The 15,200-nt window shown below is 52.1% G+C and carries 25 protein-coding genes; 1 reads left to right on the top strand and 24 read right to left on the bottom strand.

The annotated features are described in order from the left end of the window. Window positions 1-232, top strand: a 232-nt coding sequence (locus J3349_RS04575; RefSeq protein WP_207676587.1) for a hypothetical protein, incomplete at its 5' end; no start/stop codon positions are given. On the opposite strand, the gene J3349_RS04580 is transcribed toward J3349_RS04575, so the two are convergent. From J3349_RS04580 to J3349_RS04690, 24 genes are all read right to left on the bottom strand, one after another. After that, a complete protein-coding gene (locus J3349_RS04580) occupies window positions 209-766 on the bottom strand; it encodes a hypothetical protein (RefSeq protein ID WP_207676588.1) in 558 nt (185 codons plus the stop codon). The genes J3349_RS04575 and J3349_RS04580 overlap by 24 nt on opposite strands. Continuing rightward, window positions 723-1,043: a hypothetical protein gene (locus J3349_RS04585; RefSeq protein WP_207676589.1), complete on the bottom strand. Its 321-nt coding sequence runs from the start codon at window positions 1,041-1,043 to the stop codon at window positions 723-725. The genes J3349_RS04580 and J3349_RS04585 overlap by 44 nt, the downstream gene beginning before the upstream one ends. Next, window positions 1,036-1,437 carry a hypothetical protein gene (locus J3349_RS04590; RefSeq protein ID WP_207676590.1) on the bottom strand — a complete coding sequence of 134 codons (402 nt, stop codon included), beginning with the start codon at window positions 1,435-1,437 and terminating at the stop codon, window positions 1,036-1,038. The genes J3349_RS04585 and J3349_RS04590 overlap by 8 nt, the downstream gene beginning before the upstream one ends. Before the next feature lie 14 nt (window positions 1,438-1,451). Then, on the bottom strand, window positions 1,452-1,769 hold the full coding sequence (locus J3349_RS04595; RefSeq protein ID WP_207676591.1) for a hypothetical protein: 318 nt from the start codon (window positions 1,767-1,769) through the stop codon (window positions 1,452-1,454). Beyond that, the gene (locus J3349_RS04600; protein WP_207676592.1) at window positions 1,762-2,142 is read right to left on the bottom strand and encodes a nucleotide modification associated domain-containing protein; all 381 of its coding nucleotides are present in this window, start codon (window positions 2,140-2,142) and stop codon (window positions 1,762-1,764) included. The genes J3349_RS04595 and J3349_RS04600 overlap by 8 nt, the downstream gene beginning before the upstream one ends. Window positions 2,143-2,158: 16 nt before the next feature. Further along, window positions 2,159-2,734, bottom strand: coding sequence for a hypothetical protein (locus J3349_RS04605; RefSeq protein ID WP_207676593.1), 576 nt, complete (start codon window positions 2,732-2,734; stop codon window positions 2,159-2,161). Window positions 2,735-2,756: 22 nt separating this feature from the next. Beyond that, window positions 2,757-4,268 (bottom strand): phage/plasmid primase, P4 family, encoded by a 1,512-nt coding sequence (locus J3349_RS04610; RefSeq protein ID WP_207676594.1) that lies wholly within the window; start codon window positions 4,266-4,268, stop codon window positions 2,757-2,759. Window positions 4,269-4,282: 14 nt separating this feature from the next. Then, on the bottom strand, window positions 4,283-4,627 hold the full coding sequence (locus tag J3349_RS04615) for a type II toxin-antitoxin system PemK/MazF family toxin (RefSeq protein WP_207676595.1): 345 nt from the start codon (window positions 4,625-4,627) through the stop codon (window positions 4,283-4,285). A gap of 3 nt (window positions 4,628-4,630) precedes the next feature. Next, window positions 4,631-5,425, bottom strand: coding sequence for a primase C-terminal domain-containing protein (locus tag J3349_RS04620; protein WP_207676596.1), 795 nt, complete (start codon window positions 5,423-5,425; stop codon window positions 4,631-4,633). Then, window positions 5,412-5,717: a hypothetical protein gene (locus J3349_RS04625; protein ID WP_207676597.1), complete on the bottom strand. Its 306-nt coding sequence runs from the start codon at window positions 5,715-5,717 to the stop codon at window positions 5,412-5,414. The genes J3349_RS04620 and J3349_RS04625 overlap by 14 nt, the downstream gene beginning before the upstream one ends. Then, window positions 5,714-6,331 carry an FAD-dependent thymidylate synthase gene (locus tag J3349_RS04630; RefSeq protein WP_207676598.1) on the bottom strand — a complete coding sequence of 206 codons (618 nt, stop codon included), beginning with the start codon at window positions 6,329-6,331 and terminating at the stop codon, window positions 5,714-5,716. The genes J3349_RS04625 and J3349_RS04630 overlap by 4 nt, the downstream gene beginning before the upstream one ends. Beyond that, entirely contained in the window at window positions 6,321-6,614 is a 294-nt protein-coding gene (locus J3349_RS04635) for a hypothetical protein (RefSeq protein ID WP_207676599.1), read from the bottom strand. The genes J3349_RS04630 and J3349_RS04635 overlap by 11 nt, the downstream gene beginning before the upstream one ends. Window positions 6,615-6,722: 108 nt before the next feature. Further along, window positions 6,723-7,205 (bottom strand): hypothetical protein, encoded by a 483-nt coding sequence (locus tag J3349_RS04640; RefSeq protein WP_207676600.1) that lies wholly within the window; start codon window positions 7,203-7,205, stop codon window positions 6,723-6,725. Between the two features lie 128 nt (window positions 7,206-7,333). Then, window positions 7,334-8,383, bottom strand: coding sequence for a YqaJ viral recombinase family protein (locus J3349_RS04645; RefSeq protein ID WP_207676601.1), 1,050 nt, complete (start codon window positions 8,381-8,383; stop codon window positions 7,334-7,336). Beyond that, complete coding sequence (locus J3349_RS04650; RefSeq protein WP_207676602.1) at window positions 8,358-8,627, bottom strand: hypothetical protein; 270 nt, start codon at window positions 8,625-8,627, stop codon at window positions 8,358-8,360. Before J3349_RS04650 ends, J3349_RS04645 begins: the two co-directional genes overlap by 26 nt. Next, window positions 8,624-9,454, bottom strand: coding sequence for an ERF family protein (locus J3349_RS04655; protein ID WP_207676603.1), 831 nt, complete (start codon window positions 9,452-9,454; stop codon window positions 8,624-8,626). Before J3349_RS04655 ends, J3349_RS04650 begins: the two co-directional genes overlap by 4 nt. Beyond that, window positions 9,393-11,405, bottom strand: a complete 2,013-nt coding sequence (locus J3349_RS04660; RefSeq protein WP_207676604.1) for a DNA polymerase elongation subunit (family B) — start codon at window positions 11,403-11,405, stop codon at window positions 9,393-9,395. Before J3349_RS04660 ends, J3349_RS04655 begins: the two co-directional genes overlap by 62 nt. After that, window positions 11,389-11,631 carry a DNA N-6-adenine-methyltransferase gene (locus J3349_RS04665; protein ID WP_347564970.1) on the bottom strand — a complete coding sequence of 81 codons (243 nt, stop codon included), beginning with the start codon at window positions 11,629-11,631 and terminating at the stop codon, window positions 11,389-11,391. The genes J3349_RS04660 and J3349_RS04665 overlap by 17 nt, the downstream gene beginning before the upstream one ends. Window positions 11,632-11,639: 8 nt before the next feature. Continuing rightward, window positions 11,640-11,867 carry a phage N-6-adenine-methyltransferase gene (locus J3349_RS14035; protein WP_242699498.1) on the bottom strand — a complete coding sequence of 76 codons (228 nt, stop codon included), beginning with the start codon at window positions 11,865-11,867 and terminating at the stop codon, window positions 11,640-11,642. 15 nt (window positions 11,868-11,882) lie between these two features. Continuing rightward, the gene (locus tag J3349_RS04670) at window positions 11,883-12,533 is read right to left on the bottom strand and encodes a DNA cytosine methyltransferase (RefSeq protein WP_207676605.1); all 651 of its coding nucleotides are present in this window, start codon (window positions 12,531-12,533) and stop codon (window positions 11,883-11,885) included. Window positions 12,534-12,547: 14 nt separating this feature from the next. Beyond that, window positions 12,548-13,903, bottom strand: a complete 1,356-nt coding sequence (locus tag J3349_RS04675; RefSeq protein ID WP_347564971.1) for a DEAD/DEAH box helicase family protein — start codon at window positions 13,901-13,903, stop codon at window positions 12,548-12,550. Next, window positions 13,896-14,351 carry a hypothetical protein gene (locus J3349_RS04680; RefSeq protein ID WP_207676607.1) on the bottom strand — a complete coding sequence of 152 codons (456 nt, stop codon included), beginning with the start codon at window positions 14,349-14,351 and terminating at the stop codon, window positions 13,896-13,898. Before J3349_RS04680 ends, J3349_RS04675 begins: the two co-directional genes overlap by 8 nt. Further along, a complete protein-coding gene (locus tag J3349_RS04685) occupies window positions 14,348-14,788 on the bottom strand; it encodes a hypothetical protein (RefSeq protein ID WP_207676608.1) in 441 nt (146 codons plus the stop codon). The genes J3349_RS04680 and J3349_RS04685 overlap by 4 nt, the downstream gene beginning before the upstream one ends. Further along, window positions 14,785-15,200: pentapeptide repeat-containing protein (locus tag J3349_RS04690; RefSeq protein WP_207676609.1), on the bottom strand; the 416-nt coding region annotated here is incomplete at its 5' end. The genes J3349_RS04690 and J3349_RS04685, both read right to left, overlap by 4 nt.

The following is a 15,200-nucleotide window of genomic DNA, read 5'->3' on the forward strand; positions in this document are numbered from 1 at the left end:
GCAGGCAGGGCCAGAGGGCAGCACAGAGGGCGCACAGCGGCAGGCAGGGCCAGAGGGGAAAACGAAAACAACCCCGCTGGATTGCTCCAACGAGGTTGTTTGTTTCAGATCGGCCGCGAAAAAATTTGGGATTGAAACCCCTTTCTGGGCCTTTTTCAAAAATCGGATTTTCTCTTTCTGGCCCTTTCTGGAATTTCAGGTTTTCAAATTACCCTTTCTGGGCCTTTTCTGATTTTCTGGATTTCTTTGCAGGCTCTTTCTGGGCCTTTTCTGGAAGTTCCAGCTCTGTGCAATGAGCATTGTCAAGATACCGCTGCTGCAACTTGGTCATATCAGGTAGTTCTCCCAAAACGGACTGCTGGGTTGTGATAATTTCCTGCTGATCTTTGAACCCATCAAAGTTCTTCTGCCAGAAGATACCAGTAACAGGGTTAAGTTTCCCGTCCTGCATCATGGCTTCCCGGTAGCCTCCGCACATATCCTGCACCTGCCGGATGAACTCGGCCCTTTCTGGCTTGAACGTCTGCCGGTTGTTCACCCAGTCAAAAGCCGTTCTGCGGTCAATGCCGATAGCAACATAGGCGTTCATATTGCCGACTTTCATATCAAAAATCTTGCACTGTTCCAGATAGTTGAGGAAGCGACGACGCATTTCCGGCACGTCGTTGGGGTCAAGTGGCTTCGTCGGCATAATCGCCATCATAAACTCGATATACCGGGAATTACTCTTGCTGGGGTACTCGCTCTGTTCTGCTTTCTTCGCCATCTTCTGCGCCTCCTTTCTGGGGCGGCTCCTTTTCAAGTTTGAAGTTGACCGTCAGGGTCATGCCGTTGGGAAACTTATAAGAGGAACTGCCGGTGGTTTTACGGAGCATCTGCATTTCGGTTTTGAACAGTTGCATAACCGCGAAAATGGCTTCTTCTGTAACTTCTGACTTGTGCCGCCACTTCTGCATACCGTTTTTATCGGGAGGAGTCAAAGCGCCGGCATAAATCTTACCGAATAGGCCACAGCCAATGTGGTATTCAGGTTCTTTACGCATTGTCTTTCACTGCCTCCGAAACACGGTTGATAATGTCAACAACATAGTCCGCTATATCTTCTGCGGTATCGCCTGCGGCCTGCGTGATGGTCGAAATGTTATTGGGGGTCAGCTCTTTTGCAACGATCATCTGGTACACAGTGGTTTTGCTGGGAATAAAGCAGGCAACTGCTACAAAGATTGCGTATGCAATAATATAAGGTTTCATACCGGAAAAGGCTTTCTGGACGGTGTTCTTTTCCCCTCCCCGGTAGTCATCATTCATACAGTAGATGATAAACAGAGCTGCGGGGATACCGATTAGACCGAGGATAAAGATGCCGCCGCAAACTAAGTTGATACCATCCAGAACGGACAGAAAGTAAATGAGCCAAGGGCTGATAATAGGTTTCATAGTTTGAACTCCTTTCACTGATAACAGATTTCTACATTGGACGGGTCAACGTAAAAGATTGCGTAACCCGCGTTGATTCTCAGCAGGCCGTAGGCTTTGGCGGTTTCATCTTCTGGCACAAGCTCAGATAGTGAGGACACATAAATGGTACACTTGCTACTGCGCGAACCGTAGCTGCCCTGCCTCAGTTCATAAACCGTCACTCTGTACATCGGCTTTCCGTTCTGGGTAGCAGAGGCTTCAACAGAACCGAAGCCAACAACCGAGAGCAGGCAGGCCAGCGTAATGCAGGCGGCAAAGAAACCGAATAAATGATTTTTCCATTTATTCATGTTCGTTTACCTCCCTGACAAGTACGGTGCCGGTGTTTCCTAAAGGGTTGGCCGCAGGGAAGATCGGCGGGTTTGGATGAAGCGCAGGCTGCGGTTTGGCGTTGTCGATTTCCATTACGGTGAGGATTGCGTAGTTTGCCAGATCAATCAGGGTGTCCCGAATGCTTTCATCAACAACCTGCCGCAGACCAGAGCGAGTAAGGTTCTTGAAACGGTTGAACTTGTCGCCAAGCCTGATACGAGGCATTGCCATACCCTCTTCAAGAAACGAAGTATGGAAAGCGTCGCCGTAGTCCCGGTTCTTCTTTTTATACAGAGCTGTCAGTTCAGCGCAGATTGCTTCGTGCTGCCTGATCTTTTCGTTTTCTGTCATAGTTGTTCCTTTCTGCTTAAATATCCAGTACGCGAGAAGCGTACATATCAGCGGTATGGGTATAGAGGATGTTCTGGTCGCAGGCAACAGCATTGCCGTAGGCGTTCCGGTTCTCCTTGCTGTCAAAGGCTCCCATGTGCCAGCGGATGCACATAGCTTCCTGCATGGTGACATTTCCTTTCAAGAGCTGCTGCAACATGATAACGGACTTGTCACCGTGGCCAGTGAGCAGGCGTTTATCGTTATAGCCCCACTCGGTTTCTCCGAGAATTTGGCTACTAGCTACCGGAACGTAATCGTCCGTCTTGCACAGGTCGTGGAACATACCCACGATATAGGGACTTTCCTTTCTGCCCCAGTCGAGTTCCAGCTGCTCAGTATAGACCAGCAGCATATTCATAACCGCAGCGGAATGACGGAACAGCCCACCAGTGAATGCACCGTGATGATGGATTGCAGCAGGGGCTTCAAAGAAGCCCATACACTGTAATTGGTCGATGATCTCCGGCGTGATGATGTGCGGGATGCAAGGGGCCATGAGCTGCTTAAAGGTTTCGATGTTTTGCCCCAGTGCTGAGAGCTTGGTTGCCATAAACAATCCTTTCTGCGCTGCTTTACAGCGGCTTAATCACTATCTGGTCATACCCGTTTTTGCCACGAACAGGATGTTCTCCTTGATACCACTCGACGTGTTCTCGGATAGCAGCGTTGAATTTCTTCGCACTGCACTTGAAATAGCCGTTCTGGGTACACCAGATTTTGTAGTTGTCGTACAGGGCCTTTGCGCTTGTCCAGCCGTCCTCCTGCAACTCACACCGATCTTCGAGGAATTGCACCACCAGATCGTTGTCCTTTTCGTACTGCTTGACCACGGATTTCAGGTGGTCGGCCATAGCCAGTCCCTCGCGGGTGTACTTTGCATAACCCTCCAAGAGCCAGTAGAAAACACCCATCATTGCTTCCGGGGTGCGGAAGTAGTCTTTCAAGGTCTTGTCCTGCTCGTTCTCGCTGAAATGCCGGTTGAACTCGATCACTTTCAGACGTTTGGAAGCAAACAGGCTGCGGTCATGGACAGCAGGCAGGTCGTTACAGGACAGCCACATAGTAAACTGCGGCAGAAACGTAATCGGCATTTGGTACAGTTCGCGGGCGGTGATCTCCTCGCCACCGGTATATTGTTTGATGATTTCTTCATCCAGCTTGCTACCTGCGTCGTTCTCCGACATAGTGACCATGCGCTTACCTTTCAGGCGGGCCAGCACCGGGGAGGCGTTCTCTGTACTCTTTGCACGGTCGGCCTTGCAGATCAGTTCGACCGGGGCCTGTGTAGAGTAGTCACCCAGCAGGTGATTGACTGCATCCAGCAGGGTACTCTTACCGTTGCGGGTGGTCTTGCCGTGGAGGATGAACATACATTCTTCTCGTGCGCTGCCCAACATAGAATAACCCAGTGCCCTTTGCAGGAAGTCAGCCTTGTCTTTGTCGCCCTCCGTTACCTCGTCGATGAAATGCAGCCAGCGTTCACAAGTCACGTCCATATCCTGATCGTAGGTGAAGTCGAGGTTCGTCTGCATGGTTAGATAGTCCTTATAATCATGTTCCCGGAACCTGCGGGCTTTCAGATCAAACGTACCGTTCTTGCAGTTGATAAGATACGGATGGTTGTCGAACAGGGTTGCAGAAACGCTCATAGCGTCTGCCGCATCTTTCATCATGCGGTCACGGAAACGCCGGTCGCCCATCTTGGAGATAAACTGCATATACTTCTTGCTGGTATCGTAATCGTCGATCTCCGCACAGTAGTAGCGCATCAGAGCGTAAAACTCCTTGATCTTCATAGACACGAGGCAGCTGCCAACGTCTTTGCGCCAAGCACCGTCCTTGTAGGTGTACCACATCTTGCTCTCGGTGCAGTACAGGGTGTCGGTGTTGTAGCACTCAGAAAATAGCGTAGCCATACCGATTTCGTCCTGCGTGTAGGGGTCGCGGTCATTGGGCTTCGGGATTTCAGGCCGGACACTCACGATATAGGACATTTTCTCGCTGAGTTCTTCACTCAGGAGGTACTTACCGTCTTTGAGCTGGAATAGTCCGGCCAAATCCTCATAGCACTGGGGTTCTTGCATAAATGGTTCTCCTTTCACGAAAGCACAGACCGAATGATGCCGAGATCAACGGCCTGCATGATATATTTAGGCAGGTGTCCCGCCACAGACGAGATTCTGCCTTTATCGACGGTAATAAACTGCTCACAGAGCGCGACACTCTGCCGGGGCAGGAAATCGGCTTCAAACAGGACATGAGTTGACATATCCAGCCGTTTAATAACTGATGTGACCGGGACAACAATCGTGGTAGGAGAATGGAGGTTTCCCACATCGTTCTGAACCACTATGGCCGGTCGTTCCCCTGTCTGCACATGAGAATTGGGACAGGGGGGGAGATCGACCCATACCACATCCCCTCTTTTAATAGATTCTTCCATGAGTTACCTCCTGTATCTGGTAATGCTTTCTACGATGCACTGAATGTCGCGGGGCGGCAGAGGCGGCTTACAGGCCGTGGAATTGACATACAGCAGCTCTTTGTAGATTGCTTCTGCCGGGTATCCAGTTGAGTGCATCTGCCCTGCAAGACTGGCGAGACTGTTGTTTCTGCCGCCTGATTTAATTTCGGGATAGATCGGTCGCAGAAAAATCCTGCCGTTTTCCGGTCTGCGGTACGTCGGGGAATAGTATCGGGTGAGCAGCGGTTTGTTTCCACTGGACACTTTCTCGCTGGTGATGTTGGAGAAATATTTCTCAACCACATAGTCGATACCGGCTTGGTTTTCGATCATGTCCCGATACAGTAGGGCCTTTCCTGTGGTCACGAAGAAACGGCGGCTGCGGTAGATTTCCACTCCTGCGCGGTTATTCTTCCCGTAAAACGGAAGATCACCTTTCAGCAAGATATGAACTCCTCTGCCTGACTTGGAACGCTCTGTGTACGAGTGGCAGGCGTGGATAATGTCTGCGCATAGCGGAGTGAGAAAGCCATCCTCGAACCCGCAGTCAATGTCGATGCCCACAATGCCGGTGTCGGCAAAGACAAAACCGATATGGTCATAGTACCCGGCTTCCACCGAGGCAACCGCAGTATCGAAGTCTGCCCATGATGCAGGGTCAACGCTGGATGCAGCCTTGCGCTCAAATGCCCGCATCGGGATTTTCGAGGTGTCCCAGCTGCATACCCACTGCGGCAGGGCTTTGAGTTCTGCGGGGATTGCATCATACGTTTTCATGTTCTGTCAGCTCCACATTGATACCGCGCTCCTGCAATGCGTGGCAGAAAGCGTAGTCAGCACATTCGTCTTTCTTATAATAGCCGTACCGCTCTTTTACTGGGCCGAGGCATTTAATAACGCGATTGATCGTCCGGGGGCTGAGTCCTGCATCCAGCATGGCTACCAGTACACAATACTGTGCGCGTTTGGCAATATCCTCCTGCTGCTTGGCAAGGAGGCGGGCGGCAGCGGTGGCAGCAGTCTTTTGCACCAACGCTTTCTCCTTTGAGGTCAGATAATGGGCTTTCATTTCTGCTGCTTCCTTTCTTCAAGGTACTGCTGGTACAGATCGTACCGGAGTGCGATCGACTCCATGTTGCGGACAATATCAATGTGCTGGCTGTTGACCCAGATAAGGAAGTTGTGCCACTCGCGGCAACTTTTCTGTTCCGGGCACCCGCCACGGTATACGCAGTTGGGCACCAGCACCTTTGCAATATGCGGGTCACGCTGCCGAATTTCGGCTTTGAGGCTTTCGGCATACTGTCGGGTTTCCGGTGCAGCCTGATAACACAGCCGCTTGCGCATGGTGTCGATAAGGGCCTGCACATTGGCCTCGCCGGTGAACTCGACTTCTGCGCCCTGCGGGAGATCATCACGCGGGATGCCGGTACGGTCGCTGCGCTGGGTGCGTACAAAGCATTCCCACTTATGCCGTACCCAGTGGGTAGCAATCCAGCTCTTAATACCTGCCCACCGCCACTTGATGATAATATCCCGGATAGGAGAATGCTCAGAAATGAGCAGGCTCTCCTTGAACTGGTCGGACGGCTCGTGGCCCAGAGGCGGCTTGTTGACGGTGCTGCGGCAGTCGTTCACAACTTCTTCCCAGTCGCCCTTGATCTTGATGATTTCAGTTTTCATGTGCTGCATCCTCCAAACGCTGGTTCCAACGAGCATATTTGTTGTCCATGATGCCTTTCAGCTCGTTGCAATCCATGTTGTAGTAGTGGTCAAGCACGGTCATAGACAGCAGCATATCTGCCCATTCTTCTTTCAGATTGGCATAGGCTTCTTCTTCCGTTACCGGAGTAGGGTTTTCATTCCGGTACTTACGGGCCAGTTTGAGGGCAGCGTGGCCCAGTTCGGTACATTCTTCTGCAACCTGTTCCAGCAGAGCAGCTTTCGATAAATCGGTACATTTCATATTATAACACTTCTCCTATGGTTTCTTTGAAAAAATATAAAAATAAACCATCGGAGAGTTGCGGGAGTCACCCGCGTTCTCCCCGATGGTCTGACGGGTTACTTCATATTAGCCGAGCAGAGAGTCAATGTCGTACTTCGGCTTGTCCTCAGCCGGGGCCGGAGCAGTATCTTCCGCAGCGGGTTCTTCGGTTTCCTCGCCCTCAAAGCCAGAGGCCGGAGCCTTGTTGCCCAGACGGATGAACGTAATGGTTTCGCCGGGTTTGCCGTTCTGCTTGGGCTGTACATCATGCGTGACTTCGCACTCGATGTAGCGGCCAATCAGATCGTCGGTGTCAATGTCCGTCGCGTCAAAGTTGTTCAGGGCACACTTGGCGAAGTAGCTGAAAGCGTTCAGGGCACCCTGATTGTCCTGACCATTCTTGTCCATCAGGGAGTACCGCTCGGTGTGCTTCAAGCCCTCCTTTGTTTCCAGATAAACCTCCATCTTGCCGTAGAGCTTCTTGTAGGTGACACCCGTAACCTTGAAAATGTGAGTACCCTCCGGGATAAGGGTAAAGCCAGAACTTGCGCTCAGAGTAATCAGTGCCATTGTAGAAATCCTCCTAAATTATTTGTTTTTGCTATCGTTACGGTTTACATAGTAAGCCAGAACAACCGAGAGAATGAGTTCGGTCAGGATGGTGGCAATCACACCACACCAGAACGGGGGAATATACATCAGGATGCCTCCTTTTTGGGCTTGACGGACAGCTTGAAAATACTGTCGGTGACGGCATACTTATCATAGACACCGTCGGCTTTCATGGCCTTGCTGTCGTATTTGGTGGTGTTGGCACGGGAAACCACGAACTCGTAGGCGTGACCTGCGGCAGATACGCTCTTGTCACCCTCAGAGAAACGGCCCATCAGATCATCCTTGATTGCATCGGTCAGTACTTTGTACCGAGCTTCCAGCGGGGCCATTTCAGCCTTGCGGGTTTCAATCTGGCCTTTCAGGGCCTCAGCCTCGGCCAGCATGGAGGTCATATCATCGTCCGGGGTGACGGTCTGAGAGCGCAGAACTTTCAGAATGTCCGCGTCTGCTTTCTCGTCGTACTCCGGGGACACACCTTTGAGGACGTGGATGTTCCACCAGTTTGTTGCAGCCTTGACCAGAGCTTCCATGTTGGGGTAACGCTCGGACAGGTAAAACTCGCGGACGATAGTGTTTTTCGCAGACGGAACGAAAGCGTCAGGGTTGGCGTAGTCGTTGTCACCGAGGAACGAACAGACCATCAGCACCCGATCAACACCCAGCAGGTAGGCGTAGAGCGCAGCCTGCATAGCGTAATATTCGGGAATATCGTCTGCCCAGTCCTCCGACCGCTTGGTGGTTTTCATTTCCAGCACGGTGTCCGGCTTGCCATCTTCGCCCATCAGCAGGTAATCCCACATACCACCGAAGATCGGAACATCGTGGAAGAAATCGCCGTAGGTCTTTTTGAAGTAGTCAGGGCCGTACATATCGGTCGGGGTAACGAGGTTGGGCATGAAGTAGGACTTGCGCATGAACTCGGCCTGCTTCGGCTCAATGGTCTTACCTGCAATGGTGTAGATCGTGTCCTCGAAAGGCTCCTCATAGGTACGAGTGACTGCACACCAGACGTTGAAAGGTGTAGTCCAGCGGTTCAGACCCATAATGGCTGCAAAGCGGGTGCCGGTGATCTTTTTCGGTCTTGCCGGGGGCATAACCGAGATTGTATTATTCTTGTTCCATGTCAGTTTCATGGTCAACCTCCTGTTTAATACGCTCCATGATATATTTCGAGTCAACGCGGGTCAGCAGACGATACCACGCAGAATTGAAGAAGCGTTCCAGTGACCTTAAATGCAGCGGTGCATAATCAGAGCCTCTTTTGAGGGAGCGCAGGGTGCGCTTATAATCTCGTGCCGCCGAGGTCACTATTGCGTTTGCCAAAAGCTGGTAGCCGTCTAACTCGTTCCGATCAGATACGCAGCCATTCGGTGTCATTTCTTGTCGTACTCCTCAATCATGCCGTTTACCTTTTTGGTCAGCTCCTCGCACTGAGTACGGGTGATCTTGGTGAAGCCCACCGTGGCCTCAGCGACGTGCTGAATGAACTCGTCCTGCTTATCGTCTTTCTGACGCAGGGTGTTCAGGGCCGCTTTCAGGCCCTTAATCATCAGCGGGTCGGCCTGCTCGTCGGGCTGGGTCAGCGACACCTTGACAGCCTCACGCTCTGCGGAGGTGGCAGGCTTGGCCTGCTTCTTCGGAGCCGCAGTCTGAGTAGCAGGCTTAGCGGCAGGAGAAGCCTTGGCCTGCGGTTCCTGCTGACCTAACGTAGCGTCCACGTCGTCCTGCTCGACAATATCCATTGCCAGCATCCAGAGGTAACGGCGCAGGTAGGTGACGGAGCTGCCGAGAGCCTGCAAGGGATTGGTTACGCTCTTGCCTGCATTACTCTTGATCTGCTCGACCTCACGGTAGGGAACCATGAAGTCAATGGTTTCACTCGGACGGTCAGTGTTGAGAACCGTCATAGTGGCAACCGGCTCGGAAGCCAAACCGGTTTCGGCATTCTTCTCCACAGGCGGGAACTGAACCACACCCAACAGGCCGAGGTTCTGGAAGATACGGGTTGCAGAGGGCACAATGTCCTGAAGCTCGAAATACTGAAATTCCAGCTGGCGGTTCACACCGGACTTCTTGACATTGCGTTCCAGAAAACGCTTGCGGGCCAGACTGAGCTTCTGATAGACGTTCAGCTTGTGAACATCAATCTGCTGCTTTTCTGCTACGGGTGCGTTTGCTTCGGGGCTGTTTACTTTCTTGTCCATCGTTATTTCCTTTCTGTTCCGGCTCTGCGAACAGTGCAAGAGCCTGTTTAGCGAGTGAATTTATCTTCCGGGTGTTCACCTTGGTAGGCTGAATACCCTGAAAGGCTTGAATTTTTTCGTTGGCCTCGCGGATATACCACTGACGGTCTACCGCGTCCAGCGTTAGGTGATTATTGTTGTCTACCAGACAGTGCAGGGGCAGGGACGGGATTTTTGACACTGTACCGGTCTGACTGTGTACCTTATAGAGAGTACCGTAATGCTCCCAATCATCGGTCGCATACACTCGGTTGACGCGCTGCATTTCTACTTCCCGGCCATCAATAATCTGGAAGCAACGGGAGTAGAGGCCGGATGCCTTGGAAATCAGTTGGAAATCCAGAATATCCGTGGCAGCGTTGACGGTTTCCTCTGCCGGGGTGCCGTGGATGAAGAACTCAGCAATGGCATGGGCAATAACTTTGGCGTTGTTGTTTATCTTCCATGCACCGGCCTGTGAGATACCGCGCACGAGTTCGCCGCCTTTGATCTTGGCCTCGCCGCCGTCTGCCGGGATTTCAACGTAGTTGTTGACATCCCGCTGGGCAATTTTCTGAATGAAATCTTCTTCCAGTTCAAAGCCTGTACGGGTCTGCCATTCTTGCGTGATTTCCTCCCACTTGGCCTCGTCGGAGTTGTCAAAACTGACCATGATGCCATCGGTGTTCAGCTGGACGATTTTCAGCGTCGGGCACTCAGCGACAAGGTGCATGGACAGTTCCAGCAAGAGCAGCTGGCCGGTAATGCAGACCGAGCGGCCCATGAGCGGGTCGTAGAGGTCGTTGTACCCTACGCCGTCCTTGCCGTTCAGCATGGTGCCGTAAGTCGTGTTCAGAACCAGCTTCAAAGCGTTTGCGGTTTCCTTATCACCGGCCTTTTTTGCACGAACACGATCTTCCAGTGTGTCAACGTACACCTGCGGGGACGGGATGCAGCGGCTACAAAATCCGTACTTCTGGCCTGCGGAAAGGGGCAGGGTCATAAGATGGGGGTAATACGATGCAACGTCCTTATTTCGGATAGACCGGGTTTCGGTTGCAACTTCTGTGTAGGTGGGGATTGCACCGTGGATACCGCCATAGGCGATAGTGCATTCACAGTCCCCAATCTTAAAATCCAAAGCCGCGCCCTTGTGCTTGGTGCCGTGATCGTCATACCCACCGAACAGCAGGTAGTTCGGTACAGACGGGTCGTGCAGGCGGTCAAAGAAATCAAAGACTTCCGGTGGAATATACTGCCGGAGCAACTTGTCGGGATACTGGTAGTTTCGCTCGTCCGTCCAAGGCTCGTCTGGCTTTCTGGCCTGCAAATACACACTGGTCAGCTTGGCATTGGTCATGCGCAGTGCCTTACGAGGTTCGAGGCCGCGCTTCTGGCCCAGTGTGATTTTGGTTTTAAGGTAATTCTCCCGGAGGTGCAGCAGCTTTTCAGTAGCGTCTACATCGTAGGCGCAATAGCGGATGGCCTGTTCGAGTTCTTCTTCCGTCAAAGAACGGGACAGATTGAAGTCAACTTCCGTTTCTTCGATGGGAATGCCCAGATGGGCTTCAATGCTTTTCAGCGATAAGCCGACTTGCATATCATCCATCAGATCGAAAGAGTCAAACCAGACCCGGAAACTGCGGAGGAACGGAATGTTCCAGCCGTCAACACCATGCACGATAATCTCGTCATTGATTTCCTTGACCTGCTCAGGGGATGCCCCGCCGATAATGGCCTTGACAATGTGATCGTCGTAGTGCTTGGAGTTGAAGCCGCACATGAGCGGGTTTTGCCGGAAGAACTCAACCACCGCGTCGTTGTCGTTATGGATAACCACACGGACACCGGTTACGGAGTTCTTGGCAATGAACACCCAGTCGTAAAGAAATACCTCACAGTCGAATACCCAGATTTCAGGAAGAAGTGTCATGCGATACCTCCTGCGGCCTGAATATGACCACGGCTGAGGGAAAAGGTGCTGGCGCAGACGGCTTCCCGTCCTCGTCCGTAAAGCGTAATCGACCTCTTACAAAGCGTACCTCCGAGGCTTTTCCGTATAGGATAAAATCTTGAAAATAGCGCGTATCGGTTCGAGCGGGAATGAGCATTACGACGGTAATATGCCGAAGTTCGCTTTCCTCTTTTGCTTTCTGCACCCAGAGATTTATATTTCGGCCATACGGAGGATTGCACCAGACAGCCCCCCCCCCGTAACTCCCCAGTTTTGGACTAAAGCATCGGTTTCAGGGGTAAAATAGACTGGGCATTTCGCGGACTTTTCGGTAGCAGCCGCATCGAGCGTGAAATGAAATTCAGCATTCAGCTTGTCGAAAAAGTCCTGTGGTGTACACCAGCACGGATTTTTACTGGAAAACATTAAATCTGTATTCAAAATTTCACCTCTCGATCAACCCCATTGTTCTGACATGGCTTTTGCCACACCGGGGAATGTTTTGGCTCGCATTTTTGCGCGGTCTGTGGTAAACATTCCCTCGTGTTGAGTCCCATGTTTGTGACTGTAACTGCCGCTCGGACACCATGTTGCAGTCGGCTCGACAACATCTGTTGGGTGTAGGGGGGGGACACCGCGCTCCCAAAGCAGGGTTTTCTTGGTGAATGGATGCCCAAATTGCCAAGGCTGAATAGCTTGGGTAGGTGTTGGATAATCGAAAATTTTGCTGGGTGTAGGATTTTCAATTATAACCTTTTCACAATCTGCCGCCCATACCGCGAGAAAAAGTGCTTTACCGCACAAACCCTCATAGTACCGACTAAGATTGAGCCTGCCGCCCTTGTATAAATGTCGTGCGCCTGCATTACTTGTCTTGGTACACGGAACAAAAGCGATAATCATATCCCAGCGGGCAATTTCGTGAGATAAACCATCCATTGTCACAATTTGCCCGCCCATAATCGCTTGCAAGCAATCACCAAGGATATGCCATTCAGGATGACCACCGGACGGTTCCATAAGGTCACATGAGTAAGCTTCATGTCCACGCGCTCGAAATGCTTTACAAACTGCCTGTGACTCATCACAGGCAACCAAAACTTTCATCCTATCATCCTCCCTTACAAAATCTTGCACCCTGCACTCTTGTAGGAGCGCAGGCGTTGTTTGTAGGCTTTTTGCAGCCCCCGGATGGTGTCTACATAATCGTAGGCCAGCGGGGTGCCCTTGCCCTTAAAGATTCGGGCAATGCGGCCAACAGACTGCACGATCACGGCATAGTCCTTTTGCGGCACCGTCAGGTACAGCCTGTCCAGCCGGGGAATATCCAGACCCTCTTTTGCGAGAGAGTAGGTGGCGAACAGATACCGCTTCCGACCTGCCCGCATATCCTCGATAGCCTGCTGCCGTTGCGCCTTGCCTGCTTTGGTGGTCATTTTACCGGTAATCATTACCGACTGGGCCTGCAATTCAGGCGGGAGCATTCGCATGAGAGTTTCCAGATGTTCAATCCGGGTGCTGAGAATCAGGTTGAAATGATCTTCGTTGCCTACCAGATGGGACAGGATAATTTGATTCCTGTCCTCACACTCGGTCAGGTATTGAATCATTCCGTTGTAGTTCAAAGTGCCGTCACTGTTGAGGCATTCAGCACTCAACCCGATGCCGGTGTTGAATGGATAAACGGAAACCTGCATTGTCTTGGCCGTTACCGCCTCGTCCGGCACGGTGTAGGCAATCTGCCCCAGCAGTGCGTAGGTGGTACGAATCAGACCGTCAGCCCGATGCACCGTAGCAGACAGGCCGTACTTGTGGCGGGCACACAGAGCATTCAGCACCTTGGCAAACTGCGTAACCGCAGTCGGGGTGCCTGCGACACGGTGGCACTCGTCCACGATAATGCAGTCCCAGTAATTCGCGTATTGTGTCAGATCGAGGCGGCACATAGTCTGCACGGTAGCAAACGTAATGGTCTTGCCGAGAAAGACTTTGCCGGAGGTGATGATGCCCAAATATCCGGGGCCAAGATACTGTGCCGCGCGGTCACGACTCTGGTTCAGCAGGTCGATGGTGTGTGTCAGCCAGAGGGTACGAACACCCAGCCGACCAGCAAGGGCAATGCCCATCTGGGTTTTACCGCTGCCTGCCGGACTACGGAGGATACCGTAATGAGCCGAGATCATGGCCTCAACTGCTACCTGCTGATAGTCATAGAGCGGCACATCAGCAGAAAAGACAGGTGGGCCGTGATCTACAAACTCGGTGGTTATGCTCTGGGCACTCTGAAACAGAGGCATGAGTTCCCGGAGGCAGCCGTAAGGAATAACCCATTTGTCACCCATAACCTCATACATGACCAGCTCACGCGGGATGTTTCCTGTCCAGAATCCCATGCACTTTTTCTTGGCGTATTCCGGGTTCGGAATGACCAGATTTTCATTGCACCAACGCTCTACTTCGGGGGTGGGGTCAGTCACAAAAAGTCTTGCTCCAACTGTCACGATCATGCGGCTTCAATTTCACCCACCTTTCCAGCTCTAAGCCCATCATGCGAATTTTCTCAGCGTTGATACTGGAAACTCCTGCTGTGCGCAGAGCCAGCAGCGGGCCAAGATGAATCATCCACACGGAACCGTCCGTGAGCTTGAGAGCAAACAGACCGGGAAAATTCCCGCACAGCTCCCAGCGGGTCATGGCTGTTTCCTGATTTTCCTCGATACGAGAAAGCCGGAATCGGTCGTTCTCGCATACCTTGCAGTCAATCAGGTAGCCGATGCCGTCTTTAACGGCAACTACATCAGCAGGCTGACCCGCTGCGGTCTGAGCCATGTTGTGCGCCCAGAAGCCATGCTCGGCAAGGTAGTCACAAAACTCCTGCTCGAAATGATTGCCAACCAGCTTGTTGACCTTTGCTACTACTTTCACCACGGCTTCACCCCCGGCATTGTCTGAACGTTGAGTTTCAGACGCTCTTTCAGGTGCTTGGCGGCAGACAGTTCCAAGGTGATTTCCATTTTGCGACGCTCAATCCGCATAATGGTTTCTTCCAGCGCACGGTTTTTATCACGGAAAGTGCTTGCCGACATCCACTTGGCCCGTTTGCGGAGATTGGCCTGCTGGACGTGAGCCTCGTGCAGCGCACGGTTTTTAGCCTGACGTTCTGCTTTAAGGACTTCAATCTCGTAGTCAGCAGCGATATACCGCGACGTGAGATATTTCATCATAATGCCGTAGTATTTATCGCGCTTATCGAGGTTGTCCGAAATGAAGTCCAGAAGTTTGGCAATCCGCTTGCGGTTTGTCGGGAAGAAATGGTGAAAAACAATGTCGTGCTTTTCACCGGCTGCATTCTTCACGATCATTTGACCACCTCGATAAGCTCAACCTTTTCACAGCGAACCTTGCCGTCAGAGCCGAAGGGCACGACAATACCCATGAGCCATTCCCAGCGAATAAGGACTTTCCAGATCGAAAGGCGACCGCCATTGGTGGCGTTATCCTTTACCCAGCCGAGAGGTGCGACGTTGATACCGCAACCGCAGCTACAAGTACGATCGGGGTTGACAACCTCAGAAAGCACAGAACCCGGCTCGATTTTCCAATTGTCGTTGGGGTGGTAGCTGCTGCCAAAAGTCTTGTAGGCAATGAAACCGTCCTTGGTACGCTCAAAATGCGCATCCATGAACGCGATAGCGGACATGATGCCGGTGGAACCGCTCAGGTCGGCACTGCGCAGGTTGGAACCGCTCAGGTCGGCACTGCGCAGGTCGGCAC

It is taken from the genome of Faecalibacterium sp. Marseille-P9590 (genome assembly GCF_017377665.1).
Lineage (GTDB): Bacteria > Bacillota > Clostridia > Oscillospirales > Ruminococcaceae > Faecalibacterium.

Coding starts and splice junctions, on each gene's coding strand:
- J3349_RS04580 (WP_207676588.1), bottom strand. CDS start 766: ATGGCGAAGAAAGCAGAACAGAGCGAGTACCCCAGCAAGAGTAATTCC.
- J3349_RS04585 (WP_207676589.1), bottom strand. CDS start 1,043: ATGCGTAAAGAACCTGAATACCACATTGGCTGTGGCCTATTCGGTAAG.
- J3349_RS04590 (WP_207676590.1), bottom strand. CDS start 1,437: ATGAAACCTATTATCAGCCCTTGGCTCATTTACTTTCTGTCCGTTCTG.
- J3349_RS04595 (WP_207676591.1), bottom strand. CDS start 1,769: ATGAATAAATGGAAAAATCATTTATTCGGTTTCTTTGCCGCCTGCATT.
- J3349_RS04600 (WP_207676592.1), bottom strand. CDS start 2,142: ATGACAGAAAACGAAAAGATCAGGCAGCACGAAGCAATCTGCGCTGAA.
- J3349_RS04605 (WP_207676593.1), bottom strand. CDS start 2,734: ATGGCAACCAAGCTCTCAGCACTGGGGCAAAACATCGAAACCTTTAAG.
- J3349_RS04610 (WP_207676594.1), bottom strand. CDS start 4,268: ATGCAAGAACCCCAGTGCTATGAGGATTTGGCCGGACTATTCCAGCTC.
- J3349_RS04615 (WP_207676595.1), bottom strand. CDS start 4,627: ATGGAAGAATCTATTAAAAGAGGGGATGTGGTATGGGTCGATCTCCCC.
- J3349_RS04620 (WP_207676596.1), bottom strand. CDS start 5,425: ATGAAAACGTATGATGCAATCCCCGCAGAACTCAAAGCCCTGCCGCAG.
- J3349_RS04625 (WP_207676597.1), bottom strand. CDS start 5,717: ATGAAAGCCCATTATCTGACCTCAAAGGAGAAAGCGTTGGTGCAAAAG.
- J3349_RS04630 (WP_207676598.1), bottom strand. CDS start 6,331: ATGAAAACTGAAATCATCAAGATCAAGGGCGACTGGGAAGAAGTTGTG.
- J3349_RS04635 (WP_207676599.1), bottom strand. CDS start 6,614: ATGAAATGTACCGATTTATCGAAAGCTGCTCTGCTGGAACAGGTTGCA.
- J3349_RS04640 (WP_207676600.1), bottom strand. CDS start 7,205: ATGGCACTGATTACTCTGAGCGCAAGTTCTGGCTTTACCCTTATCCCG.
- J3349_RS04645 (WP_207676601.1), bottom strand. CDS start 8,383: ATGAAACTGACATGGAACAAGAATAATACAATCTCGGTTATGCCCCCG.
- J3349_RS04650 (WP_207676602.1), bottom strand. CDS start 8,627: ATGACACCGAATGGCTGCGTATCTGATCGGAACGAGTTAGACGGCTAC.
- J3349_RS04655 (WP_207676603.1), bottom strand. CDS start 9,454: ATGGACAAGAAAGTAAACAGCCCCGAAGCAAACGCACCCGTAGCAGAA.
- J3349_RS04660 (WP_207676604.1), bottom strand. CDS start 11,405: ATGACACTTCTTCCTGAAATCTGGGTATTCGACTGTGAGGTATTTCTT.
- J3349_RS04670 (WP_207676605.1), bottom strand. CDS start 12,533: ATGAAAGTTTTGGTTGCCTGTGATGAGTCACAGGCAGTTTGTAAAGCA.
- J3349_RS04685 (WP_207676608.1), bottom strand. CDS start 14,788: ATGATCGTGAAGAATGCAGCCGGTGAAAAGCACGACATTGTTTTTCAC.